The sequence below is a fragment of the Amycolatopsis dongchuanensis genome (assembly GCF_039542405.1).
Classification (GTDB): domain Bacteria; phylum Actinomycetota; class Actinomycetes; order Mycobacteriales; family Pseudonocardiaceae; genus Amycolatopsis_E; species Amycolatopsis_E sacchari.
Genome location: NZ_BAABIB010000126.1, coordinates 1 through 16,510, shown reverse-complemented (window position 1 = coordinate 16,510; position 16,510 = coordinate 1). Strand labels below are relative to the sequence as shown.

The 16,510-nt window shown below is 71.8% G+C and carries 16 protein-coding genes; 8 read left to right on the top strand and 8 right to left on the bottom strand.

The features are described 5' to 3' along the window. Nucleotides 1–716: 716 nt before the first annotated feature. Nucleotides 717–1,697 carry a hypothetical protein gene (locus tag ABFX51_RS31975; RefSeq protein ID WP_091510833.1) on the bottom strand — a complete coding sequence of 327 codons (981 nt, stop codon included), beginning with the start codon at nucleotides 1,695–1,697 and terminating at the stop codon, nucleotides 717–719. A 142-nt stretch (nucleotides 1,698–1,839) separates the two neighbouring features. Here ABFX51_RS31975 and ABFX51_RS31970 point away from each other — a divergent pair, with 142 nt between their 5' ends. The 3 genes from ABFX51_RS31970 (at nucleotide 1,840) to ABFX51_RS31960 (ending at nucleotide 4,207) form a co-directional block, all read left to right on the top strand. Then, complete coding sequence (locus tag ABFX51_RS31970) at nucleotides 1,840–3,102, top strand: MFS transporter (RefSeq protein ID WP_245783194.1); 1,263 nt, start codon at nucleotides 1,840–1,842, stop codon at nucleotides 3,100–3,102. Further along, a complete protein-coding gene (locus ABFX51_RS31965) occupies nucleotides 3,099–3,731 on the top strand; it encodes an HNH endonuclease family protein (RefSeq protein WP_245783195.1) in 633 nt (210 codons plus the stop codon). Before ABFX51_RS31970 ends, ABFX51_RS31965 begins: the two co-directional genes overlap by 4 nt. 65 nt (nucleotides 3,732–3,796) lie before the next feature. After that, nucleotides 3,797–4,207 (top strand): VOC family protein, encoded by a 411-nt coding sequence (locus tag ABFX51_RS31960; RefSeq protein WP_091510834.1) that lies wholly within the window; start codon nucleotides 3,797–3,799, stop codon nucleotides 4,205–4,207. Nucleotide 4,208: 1 nt separating this feature from the next. On the opposite strand, the gene ABFX51_RS31955 is transcribed toward ABFX51_RS31960, so the two are convergent. Continuing rightward, nucleotides 4,209–4,610, bottom strand: coding sequence for a DUF1304 domain-containing protein (locus ABFX51_RS31955; protein ID WP_091510836.1), 402 nt, complete (start codon nucleotides 4,608–4,610; stop codon nucleotides 4,209–4,211). Further along, nucleotides 4,607–5,053 carry a cupin domain-containing protein gene (locus ABFX51_RS31950; RefSeq protein ID WP_091510837.1) on the bottom strand — a complete coding sequence of 149 codons (447 nt, stop codon included), beginning with the start codon at nucleotides 5,051–5,053 and terminating at the stop codon, nucleotides 4,607–4,609. Before ABFX51_RS31950 ends, ABFX51_RS31955 begins: the two co-directional genes overlap by 4 nt. Nucleotides 5,054–5,141: 88 nt before the next feature. On the opposite strand from ABFX51_RS31950, the gene ABFX51_RS31945 reads away from it, so the two are divergent. After that, nucleotides 5,142–6,137, top strand: coding sequence for a helix-turn-helix transcriptional regulator (locus ABFX51_RS31945; RefSeq protein WP_091510840.1), 996 nt, complete (start codon nucleotides 5,142–5,144; stop codon nucleotides 6,135–6,137). Between the two features lie 117 nt (nucleotides 6,138–6,254). After that, nucleotides 6,255–7,553, top strand: coding sequence for a diaminopimelate decarboxylase (lysA, locus tag ABFX51_RS31940; protein WP_091510842.1), 1,299 nt, complete (start codon nucleotides 6,255–6,257; stop codon nucleotides 7,551–7,553). On the opposite strand, the gene hisC is transcribed toward lysA, so the two are convergent. The 5 genes from hisC to ABFX51_RS31915 are packed head-to-tail and all read right to left on the bottom strand — an operon-like array spanning nucleotide 7,540 to nucleotide 11,463. Further along, nucleotides 7,540–8,589 (bottom strand): histidinol-phosphate transaminase, encoded by a 1,050-nt coding sequence (gene hisC, locus ABFX51_RS31935; RefSeq protein WP_091510844.1) that lies wholly within the window; start codon nucleotides 8,587–8,589, stop codon nucleotides 7,540–7,542. The genes lysA and hisC overlap by 14 nt on opposite strands. Before the next feature lie 2 nt (nucleotides 8,590–8,591). Further along, on the bottom strand, nucleotides 8,592–9,209 hold the full coding sequence (locus ABFX51_RS31930; RefSeq protein ID WP_091510846.1) for an alpha/beta fold hydrolase: 618 nt from the start codon (nucleotides 9,207–9,209) through the stop codon (nucleotides 8,592–8,594). Next, nucleotides 9,209–9,532, bottom strand: coding sequence for a biotin/lipoyl-containing protein (locus tag ABFX51_RS31925; protein WP_091510849.1), 324 nt, complete (start codon nucleotides 9,530–9,532; stop codon nucleotides 9,209–9,211). Before ABFX51_RS31925 ends, ABFX51_RS31930 begins: the two co-directional genes overlap by 1 nt. Then, entirely contained in the window at nucleotides 9,525–10,508 is a 984-nt protein-coding gene (locus tag ABFX51_RS31920) for an alpha-ketoacid dehydrogenase subunit beta (protein WP_346055919.1), read from the bottom strand. The genes ABFX51_RS31925 and ABFX51_RS31920 overlap by 8 nt, the downstream gene beginning before the upstream one ends. Further along, a complete protein-coding gene (locus tag ABFX51_RS31915; RefSeq protein WP_245783196.1) occupies nucleotides 10,501–11,463 on the bottom strand; it encodes a thiamine pyrophosphate-dependent enzyme in 963 nt (320 codons plus the stop codon). The genes ABFX51_RS31920 and ABFX51_RS31915 overlap by 8 nt, the downstream gene beginning before the upstream one ends. Nucleotides 11,464–11,658: 195 nt before the next feature. Here ABFX51_RS31915 and valS point away from each other — a divergent pair, with 195 nt between their 5' ends. The 3 genes from valS to ABFX51_RS31900 form a co-directional block, all read left to right on the top strand. After that, on the top strand, nucleotides 11,659–14,202 hold the full coding sequence (gene valS, locus ABFX51_RS31910) for a valine--tRNA ligase (protein WP_091510854.1): 2,544 nt from the start codon (nucleotides 11,659–11,661) through the stop codon (nucleotides 14,200–14,202). Between the two features lie 236 nt (nucleotides 14,203–14,438). Continuing rightward, nucleotides 14,439–15,332 carry an NADP-dependent oxidoreductase gene (locus ABFX51_RS31905; RefSeq protein WP_091510856.1) on the top strand — a complete coding sequence of 298 codons (894 nt, stop codon included), beginning with the start codon at nucleotides 14,439–14,441 and terminating at the stop codon, nucleotides 15,330–15,332. A gap of 531 nt (nucleotides 15,333–15,863) precedes the next feature. Next, nucleotides 15,864–16,510: AfsR/SARP family transcriptional regulator (locus ABFX51_RS31900; RefSeq protein ID WP_428832522.1), on the top strand; the 647-nt coding region annotated here is incomplete at its 3' end.

The window sequence follows — 16,510 nt, the reverse complement described above, 5'->3', positions numbered from 1 at the left end:
CCCGCCACCACAGGAGCCCCGCCACGCGTGTCAGACCCCAACCCCCGCCTAACTTAGCGGTATTGGCCGCCGGCGAGGCATTCTTTTGATCTTTTGTCTTTTCGTCCTGTTCGCCGCTGGGCGCGTGCGTGCCGGGGTTCACCGGCGCTGGCGCGCCTGCTGAGCGGCCCCACCCCCGCCCCGATCCTTGAGTGTTCACGGCCGATCCGTCGCGTCAAGAGCGCCTTCGGCGTCCCTTCGGGATGGGCTTCGCCCACTCTTGACCCGCCGGATCGGCCGTAAGTGCGGCTGGGGATCGGGGCGGGGGTGGGTGTGGGCGGTGTGGCCGCTCGCGTTCCGTTGCCGGGTGGCGGTTGTGTGGGTGGTGGGGCCGCTCGCTTCGCGTTGCCGGGTCGCGGTGGGCGGTGTGGCCGCTCGCGTTCGCGTTGCCGGGTCGCCGTGGGCGGTGGTGTGGCTCGCTTCGCGTTGCAGGGCGGCGGTCGGTGCCGGGCCTGCTCGCGTTCGCGTTGCTGGATGGCGGTGGTGCCGCTTCCGTTCCGTTGCTGGGCGGCGGTCGGTGCCATGGCCTGCTTGCGTCGCGTTGCTGGGTGCGGGTTGCGTCGGCCGTGCGGTTCGGCTTCCGTTCGCTGCCGCTGCCGCTGCCGCTGCCGCTGCCGCTGCCGCTGCCGCTGCCGCTGCCGCTGCCGCTGCCGCTGCCGCTGCCGCTGCCGCTGCCGCTACGCCGTCAGCAGGTGTGGGCCGGTAGCCAGTGCTTCGCGCAGGCGGTCGTTCTCCGCTTCCAGTTCCCGCAAGCGGCGTTGCTGTTCACGCCACGACACCGCCGGGAGTGGGATCGTCTCGTAGGCCGCTACCAGTGCCTGCGCGTCCTCCGGGATGGGGGTGTTCGCGGCACGATCGCGTTCTGCTCGGCCCAGCATGCGGGCCAGGCGCCGGGTGTCCGTGCCCACGATCCTCGTCCTGCCCAGGATGCGGTGGCGCAACGGGTCTTCCGGATCGTCCAGGTTGACGTTCGGCAGGTACGTGCGCATGGTGCCCGGGGGCACCGCGTGACCGGTCCCCATCATCTCGTTGAAGCCCGCCTCCACGGCCGGGTCCAGCAGGAAAGCGCTGCCCATCCCGACCAGGTGCCACGTGACCTCACGCGCCCACCGCTCGAACTCGTCACGCGGCTGCTGGCCCTGGCTGATCATGTACACCGGCCCGCGCCGGGTCTCGTCGGCCAGGTAGTCCATCAGGTCCGGCAGGTGCCCCAGCGTGACCCACTGCGGACTCGGCGCGATCTCCGTGCGGCCGTCGAGCGCCTCGATCTCCGCGAGCAACCCCCGCAGCACACTGGGCACCGACATGCACCGGTTGAACGGCGCCTCCCCCAGCGCCGGGCAGTCGTCCCGGGTTTCGATCTCCGTCCAGATCCAGCCCGGCTCGTCGGGCCGCTCCAGCACGGTGATCGTGGTGCGCCAGACGTCCCGCGGCTGCGCGTCGGGGTGCTGGCGGCGCCATCTGTACAGCTGACCACCGCCCGCCTGGCTCCGCAGGATCGTCACCAGGTCGTCGTGGTCCAGCACGTACTGCCCCGCCCGGCCCGCCTCGAGGTGGATCTCCTTGCTCGCCAGCCACGTGCCGAGGTGCTCGATGACGGTGTCGAGCAGCCGCTGCCCGGGTGCGACTCGCAGGAAGGACCGGAAACCGACCGCCATCACCGTCTCCTAGCACTGGGGGACTGTTTGAAACCGCTGTGCCGTTCAGTGAACCAAGTGTGCAGACGTGCCCCAGAGCAGTCAAGGGGCACGGCCGACCCCGGCGTGATCTTGGCGAGCCCGGTGAGGTCGAATGTGAGCCGTGAACGCACTGCGCAAGGTGCTCGGCTGGGCGTTGTGGGACTGGGGGTCCTCGGCCTTCAACGCCATCATCCTGACCTTCGTCTTCACCGTGTACCTGACGAAGGCCGTCGCCCCGGACCCGGACAGCGGTTCCGCGAGCCTGGGCATCCGGCTGACCATCGCGGGCGTCTGCGTCGCGTTGTTCGCGCCCGTCACCGGGCAGCGCAGCGACGCGGGCGGGCGGCGGAAGCTGTGGCTCGGCGTGCACACCGCGATCGTGGTGCTGAGCACGGCGGCACTGTTCTTCGTCCGCGACGAGCCGTCGTACCTGCTCCTCGGCATCGTGCTGGTGACCGTGGGAAGCGTTTTCTCCGAGTTCGCGGCCGTCAACTACAACGCGATGCTCGTGCAGGTCTCCCGCAAGGACAACGTCGGCCGCATCTCCGGTTTCGGCTGGTCCATGGGCTACTTCGGCGGCCTGATCGCGCTGACGATCGTGTTGTTCGCGTTCGTCCAGCCCGAGGTCGGGCTCTTCGGCGTCACGTCGGAGGGCGGCCTGAACATCCGCGCCGTGGCGCTGTTCTCCGCGGTGTGGTTCGGCCTCTTCGCGATCCCGCTGTTCCTGTTCGTGCCCGAGGCGCCCGCGTCCGGCGAACGGCTGCGGCACAACTTCTTCGCCAGCTACGTGGTGCTCGCCAAGCGGCTGGCGCGCATGTGGCGCACCGAGCGCCGCACGCTGTGGTTCCTCGCCGCGAGCGCGGTCTACCGCGACGGCCTGGCCGCGATCTTCACGTTCGGCGGCGTCGTCGCCGCGGGCACGTTCGGGTTCAGCTCGACGGAGGTGGTGATCTTCGCGATCGCCGCGAACCTCGTCGCCGGGCTCGGTGCGCTCGCGGGCGGGCGGCTCGACGACCGCGTGGGCCCCAAGGCCGTCATCGTCGGTTCGCTCGTCGCGCTCGCGGTGCTGGGCGCCGCGCTCGTGCTGCTGCCCGGCAAGGCGGCGTTCTGGGTCTGCGGGCTCGCGCTCACCGCGTTCGTCGGACCCGCCCAGTCCGCCAGCCGCACGTTCCTCACCCGCATCGTCCAGCCCGAGCGCGAAGGTGAGGCGTTCGGGCTGTACGCGACCACCGGGCGCGCCGTGTCGTTCCTCGGGCCGCTGGCGTTCAGCGGCTTCATCGGCCTGTTCGGCACACAGCGTGCCGGCATGGCCGGAATCGTCCTCGTCCTCGTCGCCGGGCTCGCCGCCGTGCTCCCGGTCCGTGCTCCGAAAGGTGTGCAGTGAAGAAGTCCTGGTGGTCGCTCGCCGTGCTCGCCGTGGTCGCGGTGCTCGTCGCGGTCTGGCAGTCGGGTGCCTTCCAGCCCCACGTCAACCCGCCGGCCAACGCGGCACCGGCCGGGACGGAGCTCGCCGAGCTGGTCGTGCAGCCCCGCACCGGCATGGGCGGCTACTCGCGGGAGAAGTTCCCGCACTGGGCGACGGTTTCGGGGGAATGCGACACCCGCGAGACGGTGCTGAAGCGCGACGGCCAGGACGTGCGCACCGACGCGCAGTGCCGCCCCACGTCGGGCACGTGGCACAGCCCGTACGACGGCGGCACGTGGACCAAGGCGTCCGACGTGGACATCGACCACACCGTGCCGCTGGGCCAGGCGTGGGAGAGCGGCGCCGCGAAGTGGACCAACGACCGGCGCAAGGAGTTCGCCAACGACCTCACCCGGCCGCAGCTGCGGGCCGTGACGGACAACGTCAACCAGGCCAAGGGCGACCGCGCGCCGGACGAGTGGCGCCCGCCGCTGCAGTCGGACTGGTGCGCCTACGCGACCGACTGGATCACGGTGAAGCACTACTACCAGCTGACCGTGACCGAGGCCGAGAAGGCGGCGCTGACGGACATGCTGAACCACTGCTGATCCCCGCGATGAGTTTTCGCGGCGGCGCGGGTCTACCTCATCGACAACACCGGAAGGAGACCCCGATGTCCACGAAGATCTTCGTCAACCTGCCCGTCAAGGACCTCACCAAGTCGCTGGAGTTCTTCGCGAAGCTCGGCTACTCGTCGAACCCGCAGTTCACCGACGAGAACGCCGGCTGCGTCGTGATCAGCGAGCACATCTACGCGATGCTGCTGACCGAGCCGTTCTTCAAGAACTTCACGAAGAAGGCGATCGTGGACGCGACCACGAGCACCGAGGTCATCACCGCGCTGAGCACCGACACCCGGGAAGCCGTCGACGAGCTGGTGGACAAGGCGCTGGCGGCGGGCGCGCAGGTCGCGAACGAGCCGATGGACATGGGCTTCATGTACAGCCGCAGCTTCAGCGACCTCGACGGGCACCTCTGGGAGGTCGTGTACATGGACCCGAACCACGTCCAGGAGCAGCAGTAGCTCACAGCACCCCGATGACGAGGGCGGCCAGGGGCGGTGCGGTCTGCGCGAGCGCGCCGCCCCAGCCCGATCCCCGGGGACGGCCGAGCGCGAACAGGTCCGAGACGGCCAGCACGAGCCCGGCGAGCGCCATGAACGCGCACGTGTAGAACACGAGCGTCCTGCCGACCGTGGCGTCCCCGGTGTGCAGGGCGACCAGGCCGGCCACCGTGCCCGCGGCGAGGAACAGGTTGTAGCAGCCCTGGTTCACCGACCACAGCAGCACGGCGGGCACGTCCTCGGTGCGCACCCGGAAGATCCCGCGGTGCACGCCGGGCCTGCGGAACAGCAGCGTCTCCCACGCGAACGCCACGAGGTGCACGAGCGCGGCCACCCCGGCGAGCACCTGGACGAGCGTGCTCACGGCGTCCCCCGCAGCTCGATGCCGTGCCGCCCGACGACCTCCACCAGCGCGGGCACGGCGTCTTCGAGCGCGGTCCCGGCGGGGATGCTGCGGTCGACGTCCCGGAAGAAGCGGCCCATCGCGTCGGTGAGGCTGAACGCGAGGAACTGCACCGACGGCGACCGCACGGTGAACGTGTGCGGCGCGTCCGGCGGCACGGTGATCGAGGCGGCGGGACCCAGCTCGTACTCCGCGTCGTCCACGAGCACGGTCATCCGGCCGTGCAGGACGTAGTACGCCTTCGGCCAGGGCGTGGTGTGCGGGGGCACGGCCGGTCCCCGCGGTGCGTCCACCTCGAACAGTTCGTAGGCGCCTCCGGTGTGCTCGGCGCCCGCCTTCACGGTGATCCGCGCGTCCGGCGAGGTGAGTTCGAGGCCCTCGCCCGCGGTGCTGAAATGCGTCATGCCGCGACGCTAGGAAATCCCGTCCCGCGCGGACATCCCAGAAACCTGGGGGTCCCGCAGAGCACGGGAAAAGCGGATACTTCGGCGCATGTGGGAGGGGCTGGCCCGCGGCGCCCGGCGTGAGATCGCCGCGCTCGCGACCTCCGGGCTCGGGGTCGCCGAGCTGCACGCGGCCGCCATCGAGGTGGTCGCCCGCGTCGTGCCCGCCGAGCTGACCTGCTGGGCCTCGCTCGACCCCGACACCGCCGTGATCAGCTCCATGACCAGCGGCGCGGCCCGCATCCCGCAGCGGTACGAGCCGCTGCTGGCGACCTTCGAGTACGACGGCAGCGAGCGGCACACGTTCGCCGAGCTGGCCCGCGGGCCCCGTCCGCTCACGACGCTGTCCGCACGCGACCGCGGTGGCCGGATGAACGAGGTGTGGCGGCCGCTGGGGCTGACCTCCGAACTGCGCGTGGTGTTCCGCGCGGGCGGCACGTGCTGGGGTGCGGCGGGGCTGGTGCGCCGCGGCGAGTTCGGCGACCGCGAGCGGGAGTTCCTGGTCTCCGTCGCCCCCGCGCTGGCGACCGCGACCCGCGTGGCCGCGCGGGTCGGCGGAATCCGCGGGGACGGTGCGGCCGCGATCGTCGTCGTCGGCCCGGACGGTGAGCCCCGGGCGGAGACCGCGCCCGCGCACGCGTGGCGGGCGGAACTGGACGAGATCGCGCCCGGGCGGTTCGCGGTGATGCTGCGGGTCGTCGTGACTGGCGCCCGCTCGGCACCCGGCGGCTCGTTCCGGGCGCGGATCCGCGACGCCGACGGCGGCTGGGTCCTGCTGCAGGCCGACCGGCTGATCGGCGGCGACGAGACCGTCGTGACGATCGAACGGCCCACCGGGGCCGACCTGCACGACCTGCTGTTCGCCGCCTACGGGCTGACCGCGCGGGAGCGCGAGATCTGCCACGAGGTGCTGGCGGGCCGGCCGAGCGCGGCGATCGCGGCGCGGCTGGCGATCACCCCGAACACCGTGCAGGACCACCTGAAGTCGGTGTTCGGGAAGGTCGGCGTCCGCAGCCGGGGTGAACTGGTGGCGCGGCTCACCTGAGCCGTCAAGAACCCGGCAAGATTCCCGGCTCCTCCGTCAGGGCCCCGTCCGGCGCCGCCTCCGCACGCGGTGTCGCGGCTGGAGTGGACGGTGTCCTTTCGAGATGAGGAGGAGACCGTGACACTGGCCGAGTTGCTGCCGAGCGTGGGGGCTTGCGGGGAACCGCCGCTGGAGAAGGAGCTGTGGCCCCGGAGCACGCAGCTGCTTCCCGGAGGGGACCTGGCGGTCGGCGGGGTTTCGCTGACCGAGCTCGCGGCCCGCTTCGGCACCCCCTGCCAGCTTCTCGACGAGGCCGAGGTCCGGGCACGGGCGCGTGCGTTCCGCGCCGCGCTGCCCGAGGCCGAGGTGGCGTTCGCGGGCAAGTCGCTGCCCTGCCGGACGGTGTTCCGCTGGCTCGCGGACGAGGGGCTCTCGCTCGATGTGTGCTCGGCCGGTGAGCTGGCCGCCGCGCGCACCGCCGGGTTCCCCGCCGAGCGGATCCTGTTGCACGGCAACGTGAAGACCGCCGAGGACCTCAAGGCCGCGCTGGCGTACCGGGTGAGCCGGGTCGTGCTCGACTCGTTCGACGAGATCTCGCAGCTCGGCGCGCTGGCGACGGCCCAGCCGGTGCTGATCCGCGTGACGCCGGGCGTCGACGCGCACACGCATCCGGCGATCACCACGGGCGTCGAGGGACAGAAGTTCGGTTTCCCGCTCGACGCGGTGCCGGAGGCCGTGCGGCGCGTCGAGGCCGAGCCGGGGCTGCGGTTCGCCGGGCTGCACTGCCACCTCGGCTCGCAGATCACGCACGTGTCCGTCTACGAGGAGGCGCTGCGGCGGCTGCTCGACCTCGGGGTGCCCATCGCGCAGCTCGACCTCGGCGGTGGGTTCGCCGCTCCGTACTGCCCTGGCGAGCAGCGGTTCGACCTCACCGGGTACGCGCACCGCGTGCGGGCGACGCTCCACTTCGAATGCGAGCGACGCCGGATTCCCTTGCCGCACTTGGTGATCGAGCCCGGCCGATCGATCGTCGCGAACGCCGGGATCACGCTGTACCGGGTGATCACGGTGAAGCCCGGGTTCGTCGCGGTGGACGGCGGGATGAGCGACAACCCGCGCCCGGCGCTCTACGACGCGCGCTACACGGCGAGGCTCGTCGGACGGCACACGCGTGCCTCGCGCCGCGAGGTCACCGTCGTCGGCAGGCACTGCGAAGCCGGGGACGTCCTGGCCAGGAACGTGCCGCTGCCGGACGACGTGCACGCCGGTGACCTGCTCGCCGTGCCGGTCACCGGCGCCTACCACCACGCCCTCGCGTCGAACTACAACCTCGTCGGCCGCCCGCCGCTGATCGGCGTCCGCGACGGGCGGGCCTCGGTGCTGGTGCGCCGCGAGACCGAGGAGGACCTGCTGCGCCGCGATCTCATGCCTGCATGAGGGCGGCCGCCAGGAACAGGTCGTTCTCCCGGGGCTCGCCGATGCTGACGCGGCAACCGTCGTCACCGAACGGGCGCACGAGCAGCCCCGACTCGCGGCACGCCGCCGCGAACTCCGCCGTGCGTGCCCCCGTGGCCAGCCACACGAAGTTCGCCTCCGTCTCGGGCACCGCCCAGCCCTGCGCGAGCAGCGCACCCCGCACCCGCTCGCGCTCGGCGACGACCGCGGCCACGCGCTCCCGCATCGCGTCCTGGCAGTGCAGCGACTCGATGGCCGCGAGCTGCGCGATCGTCGAGACCCCGAACGGCACCGCGCACTTGCGGATCGCGGCGGCGACCGGTTCGTGCGCGACGGCGTAGCCGATCCGCAGCCCGGCGAGCCCGTACGCCTTGGAGAACGTCCGCAGCAGGCACAGGTTCGGGTGCGCGGCGAGGAAGTCCAGCCCGTTCACGGCTTCCGGGTCCCGCACGAACTCGACGTACGCCTCGTCGAGCACCACGAGCACGTCCTCCGGCACCCGTGACAGGAACTCCGCGAACTCGTCCCGCCGCACCGCCGGCCCGGTCGGGTTGTTGGGCGAGCACACGAGCACGAGCGTCGTCCGCTCGGTCACGGCGTCCGCGAGCGCGCGGAGGTCGAGCCGGGCGCCGGGCGCGAGCGGCACCTCGACGACGGACGCCCCCGCGATCCGCGTCGTGATGGGGTAGGCCTCGAACGACCGCCACGGGTACACGACCTCGTCGCCGACGCTGGCGACGGACTGCACGATCTGCTGCAGCACGCCGACACTGCCGGTGCCCACGGCCAGGAACTCCTGCGGCACCGAGAGGAACCGCGACAGCTCGGCGGTCAGCTCCGTGGCGGCGAGGTCGGGGTAGCGGTGCATGGTGGCCGCCGCCGCGGTCGCCCGCTCCAGCACCCCGGGCAGCGGCGGGAACGGGTTCTCGTTGCTGGACAGCTTCACCAGGCCCGCGCCCGACTTGCCGGGTACGTAGGCGGGGATGTCGTCGAGTGCGGCACGGATGCGCGGATACATGGTCAGCTCCCGAAGAACTCCAGTGCGGCCTGCTTGAACACGCGGCTCGACACGGCGTTGAAGTGGTTGCGCTTGCCCAGCGACACGAACGGCTCGGGTGCGTCGGCGGCGAACTCGTCCTCCTCGCCCGCGGCGAACAGCACCGGAACCGGTGCCTCGCCCTCGATCCGGCTGCCCGCGACGCCGTCGATGCAGGCGCTGAGGTCCTGGCCGCCGAGCAGCTCCTGCACCCGCAGCATGTCCTCGCGTGAGGCGGGCTTCCCGCCGATACCGCCCAGCACCATCCGGCGGACCCGGCCGAGCTTCGCCAGCTGCCAGCCGACGAGCCCGCCCATCGAGTAGGTGACCATGTCCACTTCGGACAGTTCGGCGGCGTCGAGCACGGCCACCAGATCGCGTGCCATGTTCTCCGGGGAGTAGCCCTCGGCGGGTTTGTCGCTCTGCCCGTGCCCGCGCAGGTCCACGGCCACGTAACCCATGTCGGCCAGCGCCCGCGTCCAGCCGGTGTCCGTCCACATGCGACGGCTGTCCGACGCGAAGCCGTGCACCAGCAACACCGGGCGCGGGCCGGGCGCGCTCTCGTACCAGATCTTCGTGCCGTCCCCGGCGGTGGCGTACATCAGTCCTCCGGCAGCGACAGGCGCACGCGGCGCTTCGGCTTCTCCTCCTGCGGCACGGTGCCGACGATGCCGGCCTGGTCGTCGTCCACGGTGAAGGTCACCAGCGGATCCCCGACCGACAGCTCCTCGCCGTCCGCCACGTGCAGCTTCGCGACCCGGCCCGACTGCGGGGACGGGATCTCCACCGCCGACTTCGTCGTCTCCAGCTCCAGCAGCGGCGCGTTGCGCTCGACCCAGTCGCCCTCGGCGACCAGCCATTCCAGGACGGTGGCGCTGATCAGGCCCTCGCCGAGGTCGGGCAGGGGGAAGGTCACTTCAGCCACGGCGGTACTCCAGAGTGGTCTGCACCCCGGTCAGGATGCGGTCGATGCTCGGCAGGTACTCGTCTTCCAGATCCCCGGAGGGGTAGGGCACGTCGAAGCCGGTCACGCGCTGCACGGGGGCCTTCAGCTCACCGAAGCAGCGCTCGGTGATCAAGGTGGCGACCTCCGCGCCCAGCCCGGCGGTCAGCGGCGCTTCGTGCACGACGACGGCGCGGCGGGTGCGGGACACCGACGCGGCGAGGCCGTCGGTGTCGATCGGCTTGAGCCACCGCAGGTCCAGCACCTCCAGCTCGACGCCGTCCTCCGCCGCCAGCTCGGCGACCTGCAGGCAGCGGGACACCATCGCGCCCCAGGCGACGAGCGTGGCGTGCTTGCCCTGGCGCACGACCCGGCTCGTGCCGACCGGGTCGGTCGCATCGGTCGGTTCGAAGGACTCCTTGTGCCAGTACCGGGACTTCGGCTCCATGAAGATCACCGGGTCCGGATCGGCGATCGCCTGCCGCAGCAGGCGGTAGCCCTCGCTGGGCGACGACGGCGAGACGACCTTCAGCCCCGGCACGTGCGCGAACAGCGCCTCCAGGCTCTCGCCGTGGTGCTCCGGCGCGCGGATACCGCCGAAACTGGGCAGCCGCAGGGTGATCGGCATGGGCATCGTGCCGCGGCTGCGGTAGTGCAGGCGCGCCACCTGGTTGACGATCTGGTCGATCGCCGGGTAGCTGAACCCGTCGAACTGGATCTCCGGCACCGGGCGCCAGCCCGCCATCGCCAGGCCCACCGCCATGCCCATGATCGCCGACTCGGCGAGCGGGGTGTCGAACACGCGCTCTTCACCGAACTTCGCCTGCAGCCCGTCCGTCACGCGGAACACGCCGCCGAGCCGTCCGACGTCCTCGCCGAAGAGCAGCACGCGGTCGTCGTCCTCGCACGCGTGCTGGAGCGCGAGGTTGAGGGCCTGCTGGAGCGAGTACTCAGGCATCGAGGGACTCCTTCCAGGCGCGCTGCTGGTCCAGCAGGGCCTTGGTGGGCTCGCGGTAGACGAACGAGAACAGCTCCTCGCCGGGCCGCTGCTCCAGCGCGAGGAGCCCGTCGCGGACCTCGCGGACGACCCGCGCCGCGTGCTCCTCCGCCTCGGCGACGGTTTCGGCGGGCAATTCCCTTGCGGCGCGGGCGATCGGGTCCTTCTCGGCCCAGGCCTGCTCCTCCTCCAGCGTCCGGTAGCGGCCGGGGTCGTCGGAGGTGGAGTGCGGGCCGATGCGGTAGGTCATCGCCTCGATCACGGTCGGTCCACCACCGTTGCGCGCGCGGTCGAGCGCTTCTCGGGTGGCCTCGTGGACGGCCATGACGTCGTTGCCGTCGACCTGCCGTCCCTCGATCCCGTACCCCGCGGCGCGCGCGGCGACGGAGCCACCCGCGACCTGGCGTTCGGTCGGCACGGAGATCGCCCACCCGTTGTTCTGGCAGAAGAAGACGACGGGCAGGCGGTAGACACCGGCGAAGTTCATCGACTCGTGCACGTCACCCTGCGAGCTCGCACCGTCGCCGAACCAGGTGATCGCGGCGCCACCGGTGTCGTCCAGCTTCGCGCCCATGGCCCAGCCGACCGCGTGCGGCACGGGCCCGCCGACGACGGCGTTGAACGGCGCGAGCCGCGAGGCCCGCGGGTCGTAGAGGCCGCCGTGCCAGACGCCCAGGTGCGTGGCGAGGTATCCCACCAGGTCCACGCCCATGGCGACGGCGGCACCGAGGTCGCGGTAGTTGGGGAAGGCGAAGTCGCGCGTCAGGTCCAGCGCCGCCGCGCTGCCGACCTGCGCGGCCTCCTGGCCCTTCATCGGGGCGTAGCCGGGGAGCGCGCCCTGCCGCTGCAGGGCGATGGCCTCCTCGTCGATCCGGCGGGCCACCAGCATCAGGCGGTACAGCTCGCTCAGTTCCATGCCCCGAAGCGTGCACAGCAGGGCGAACGCTGGGCAAGAGTTGCGTTTTCGGCTGATCAATCTGCCCAATCTGGCCAGTTACCGCCGGGTATCACTGGACAGGTTGCCTACTGGTAAAAGGTGTCGGTGTGCCGGGCTAGACTGAACGCCATCCTGTCAACCCCGGTGTTCGCAACAGATGAGGTGGCAAAACGCGTGTCCGAGACCACGCCGAACGTGCCTGACCGCCCCGTGCTGGACGGTCTGGATGCCAAGTGGGCTGAGGCGTGGGAGCAGTCCGGCGTATACCGGTTCGAAGCTCCCGGTGAGCGCGCCGCGGTGTTCTCCATCGACACCCCGCCGCCGACCGCCAGCGGCTCCCTGCACGTGGGTCACGTCTTCTCCTACACGCACACCGACATCGTGGCGCGCTTCCAGCGCATGCGCGGCAAGCGCGTCTTCTACCCCATGGGCTGGGACGACAACGGCCTGCCCACCGAGCGCCGCGTGCAGAACTACTACGGCGTGCGCTGCGAGCCGTCGCTGCCGTACGACCCGGACTTCGTCGCGCCCGAACCCGTCATGAAGAAGGGTGAGCGCCCGGTCAAGGACATCTCGCGCCGCAACTTCATCGAGCTGTGCGAGGTGCTGACCGCGGAGGACGAAAAGGCGTTCGAGCAGACGTGGAAGCGGCTCGGCCTGTCGGTCGACTGGTCGCGCACGTACACGACGATCGGCGGGCACGCGCGGCGCGTGTCGCAGCGCGCGTTCCTGCGGCTGCTCAAGCGCGGCGAGGCGTACCAGGCCGAGGCGCCGACGCTGTGGGACGTCGGGTTCCGCACCGCGGTCGCGCAGGCGGAGCTGGAGGACCGCGAGTACGCCGGCGCGTGGCACCGCATCGCCTTCCACAAGCCGGACGGTTCGCCGGTGTACATCGAGACGACGCGGCCGGAGCTGCTGCCCGCGTGCGTCGCGCTGATCGCGCACCCCGACGACGAGCGCTACCAGGGCCTGTTCGGCTCCACGGTGACGTCGCCGGTGTTCGGCGTCGAGGTGCCGGTCGTCGCGCACCCCGCGGCGGAGATGGACCGCGGCGCGGGCATCGCGATGTGCTGCACCTTCGGTGACCTGACCGACGTGCAGTGGTGGCGCGAGCTGAAGCTGCCGACGCGCACGATCATCGGCCGCGACGGACGCATCCTGCCCGAGCCGCCCGCCGGGCTGGACGGCGAGGCGGGCCGCAAGGCGTACGCCGAACTGGTCGGCGCGACGGTGCACACCGCCCGCGAGCGCGTCGTGGGGATGCTGCGGGACAGCGGTGACCTCGACGGCGAGCCGCGCAAGACCGTGCGCCCGGTGAAGTTCTTCGAGAAGGGCGACAAGCCGCTGGAGATCGTGTCCAGCAGGCAGTGGTTCATCCGGTCCGTCGAGCACCAGGACGTCATGCTGCGCCGCGGCGCCGAGCTGCAGTGGCACCCGGCGTACATGAAGGCGCGCTACGACGACTGGGTGCGCGGCCTCAACGGTGACTGGCTGGTCAGCCGCCAGCGGTTCTTCGGCGTGCCGTTCCCGGTGTGGTACCCGCTCGACGAGTCGGGCGAGCCGGACTACGCGGCGCCGATCCTGCCGACCGAGGACATGCTGCCGATCGACCCGTCGTCGGACACCCCGCAGGGCTACACGCCGGAGCAGCGGGACCAGCCGGGCGGCTTCACCGGCGACCCGGACGTGATGGACACCTGGGCCACTTCCTCGCTGACGCCGCAGATCGCGTGCGGCTGGGAGGAGGACCCGGAGCTGTTCGCGCAGACGTTCCCGATGGACCTGCGGCCGCAGGCGCACGACATCATCCGCACGTGGCTGTTCGCCACGGTGCTGCGCGCGCAGCTGGAGAACGGCACGCTGCCCTGGTACCACGCGGCGATCTCGGGCTGGATCCTCGACCCGGACCGCAAGAAGATGAGCAAGTCCAAGGGCAACGTCGTCACCCCGCTGGGGCTGCTGGAGCAGTTCAGCCCGGACGCGGTGCGGTACTGGGCCGCCAACGGGCGGCCGGGCACGGACACGGCGTTCGACCAGGGGCAGATGAAGATCGGCCGCCGCCTGGCGACGAAGTTGCTGAACGCCAGCAAGTTCGCGCTGGGCTTCCCCGAGCCCGCCGAAGGTGCCGAGATCACCGAGGCGCTGGACCAGGCGATGCTGGCCGCGCTCGACGACGTGATCCGGCAGGCGACGGAGGCGCTGGAGAACTTCGAGTACACCGTGGCGCTGGAGCGCATCGAGCGGTTCTTCTGGTTCTTCTGCGACGACTACCTGGAGCTGATCAAGCAGCGCGCCTACGACGAGGACGGCGGTGCGGCGACGCAGTCCGCGCGGCTGGCGCTGCGGAAAGCGCTTTCCTCGCTGCAGCGGCTGTTCGCGCCGTTCCTGCCGTTCTGCACGGAGGAGGCGTGGTCGTGGTGGCACGACGGCTCGGTGCACACGGCGTCGTGGCCGGTGCCCGGGGGTGCCGTCGATGGCTCGCCTGAGGTGATCACGTTGGCCAGCACCGCGATCAGCGCCATCCGCAAGGCGAAGAGCGACGCGAAGCGGTCGATGCGCTCGCCGGTGGAGAGCGTGCGGATCGCCGGTCCGGCCGGTCAGGTCGAAACGCTGAACAGCATCGGCGGCGACCTGCGGGCGGCGGGCAACGTGGAGGCGCTGGAGTTCACGCCGGAGGGCGAGGAACTGCGGATCGAGGTCCAGCTGGCGGAGGTGTAAGCCGTCGTGCGCGCGGTCCGGTTCGCGGCGTTCGGCGGCCGCGAGGTGCTGCGGGTTGCCGTCGTGCGTGTGGTTCGGTTCGCCGTGCTCGGTGGCCGCGAGATGCGGTTGGCGGTGTAGCGCGGTGCGGTTCGCGGAGTTCGGCGGCCGCGGGTTGCTGCGGGTCGCCGTCGTGCGTGTGGTTCGGTTCGCCGTGCTCGGCGGCCGCGAGATGCGGTTGGCGGGGGTGTAGCGCGGTGCGTGCGGTGCGGTTCGCGGAGTTCGGCGGCCCCGAGGTGCTGCGGGTCGCTGACGTGCCGGTGCCCGAGCCCGGCCCCGGGCAGGTGCGCGTGGCGGTGCGGTTCGCGGGCGTGAACCCGGTGGACTGGAAGATCCGGTCCGGCCTGTTCGGCGGTTCGCTGTCGCGGCCCCGGGGCCTCGGTCAGGAGCTGGCCGGGGTGGTCGACGCCGTCGGCCCGGACGCCGCGTTGTCGGTGGGCGACGAGGTGTTCGGCTGGGCGATCGGTGGTTCGTACGCCGAGTACGCACTGGCTTCGGCTGTGTTCCCGAAGCCGCCGGGCATGTCGTGGCAGGACGCGGCGGCTTTGCCGGTCGCGGGCGAGGCTGCGCTGCGCGGGTTGCGGGAGCTGGCTGTGCGACCGGGCGAGGTGCTGCTGATCACCGGAGCCAGCGGTGCGGTCGGTTCGCTGGCCACACAACTGGCCGTGCGGCGCGGGATCCGCGTGGTCGGCACCGCGGGTGATCCGTCCTTTGTGGAGTCCCTCGGTGCGACTGGAGTACGGTACGGTCCCGGCCTGGTCGAGCGGGTGCGGACGCTGGTGTCCACTGTGGACGCGGTGTTCGACGCGGCGGGCCACGGCATGCTGCCGGACGCACTGGAACTGCGCGGCTCGGCCGACCGCGTCCTGACGATCGCCGACCCGGAAGCCGAGTCCCTCGGCGTCCCGTTCTCCGGCGGCACCCCCGACACGACGACGCCGGAGGTGCTGCGCGAGCTGGCCGAGGCGTACACGGCGGGCAACCTACGGATCCAGCACGCGGCAACCTTCCCGCTGGAAGAGGCTGCGGAGGCCCACCGCCTGAGCCAGACGGGCCACGCGCGGGGAAAGATCACGCTCGCGGTGAGCTGAACCCGAGCTGACAGGGCCGAGCTGACAGGGGCGGGCCCTGGCGGGCAGCTGCATCGGGTGTGTTGGCCCGGGCCGTCCCGCGCCAGGTGCTCCCGCCGACTGCGGGGGCCCGGTCGCCGGTGCCGGTCGGCGTCGCGCGGCTACTCGCGGCGTGTGTTGGGCCGGGGCGTCGCGTCCGTTTGGCTGGGAGGTGTTCCAGTCGGTTGCGGGGGCCGGGTCGCCGGTGGTGGGCGGCGTCGCGCGGCTACTTCGGGTGCGGTGGCACGGGTCGTCTGGCCCGTTCGGTTGTCAGGTGTTCCCATCGGCTGCGGGGCTGAGCCGCGGGCGGTGGGCGGCTGCTCCAGGTGCATTGGCCCGGGTCGTCCCGCGCCAGTTGCTCCGGTCGGCTGCGGTGGCCCGCGGCGCGCGCTGAGCGCACGCGATCGAGCCGCTGCTCAGGGAGTGCATTGCCGGACGAACTGCCCCGGCCCATTGACGCGTCAGCTGCTTCCGACGGACACCTGCTCGTGGCAAGCGCGTTAACCTGCCCAAGTGAGCACCGAGTTGACTCTGCTGTCGCGGGTGGCCTTCCGCGGGCAGGAGGTCACCGGGCCCCGCCTGCGCGATCTGCTCGCCCTGCTGGCCGCCGACCTGCGAGGCGGGTGCGGGACGGCACGCCTCGTTGAAGGGCTGTGGCCCGACGACAAGCCCGAGAACCCCACCAAGGCGTTGCAGATTCTCGTGTCCCGGGCGCGCGCCCTGCTCGGTGCCGACGTGATCGCCCGCACGGCCACCGGCTACCGCCTCACCCTGCCCGACGAGCAGGTCGACGTGGCCGCGCTCCACCGGCACCTCGAAGCCGCGCGGAAGCACGCCGCCGCCCACGAGCACGCCGCCGCACTCGCCGAGGCCGAAGCCGGTCTCGCCCTGGAACACGACGCCTGCTCGCAAACCCACGGCGATGATCCGGATCCCGCGGGTCCACCTGCCACCAGCGCTGGCCACGGGCATCGCGCCACCTCCGCCACCCCGCTGAGCGAGGCGGCCAACAGCAGCACCGTCGCCAGCCCGCTGGCCTCACCGAGAATCCCCGCCGCCAGCAGCTCCGACGTCAACCCACCCGCCACCGGGGCAAACCACCTCATCGCCAACGCGCTGGGCTCGCCGCCAACCTCCGCCACCGCCCGCACCGGGCCCTC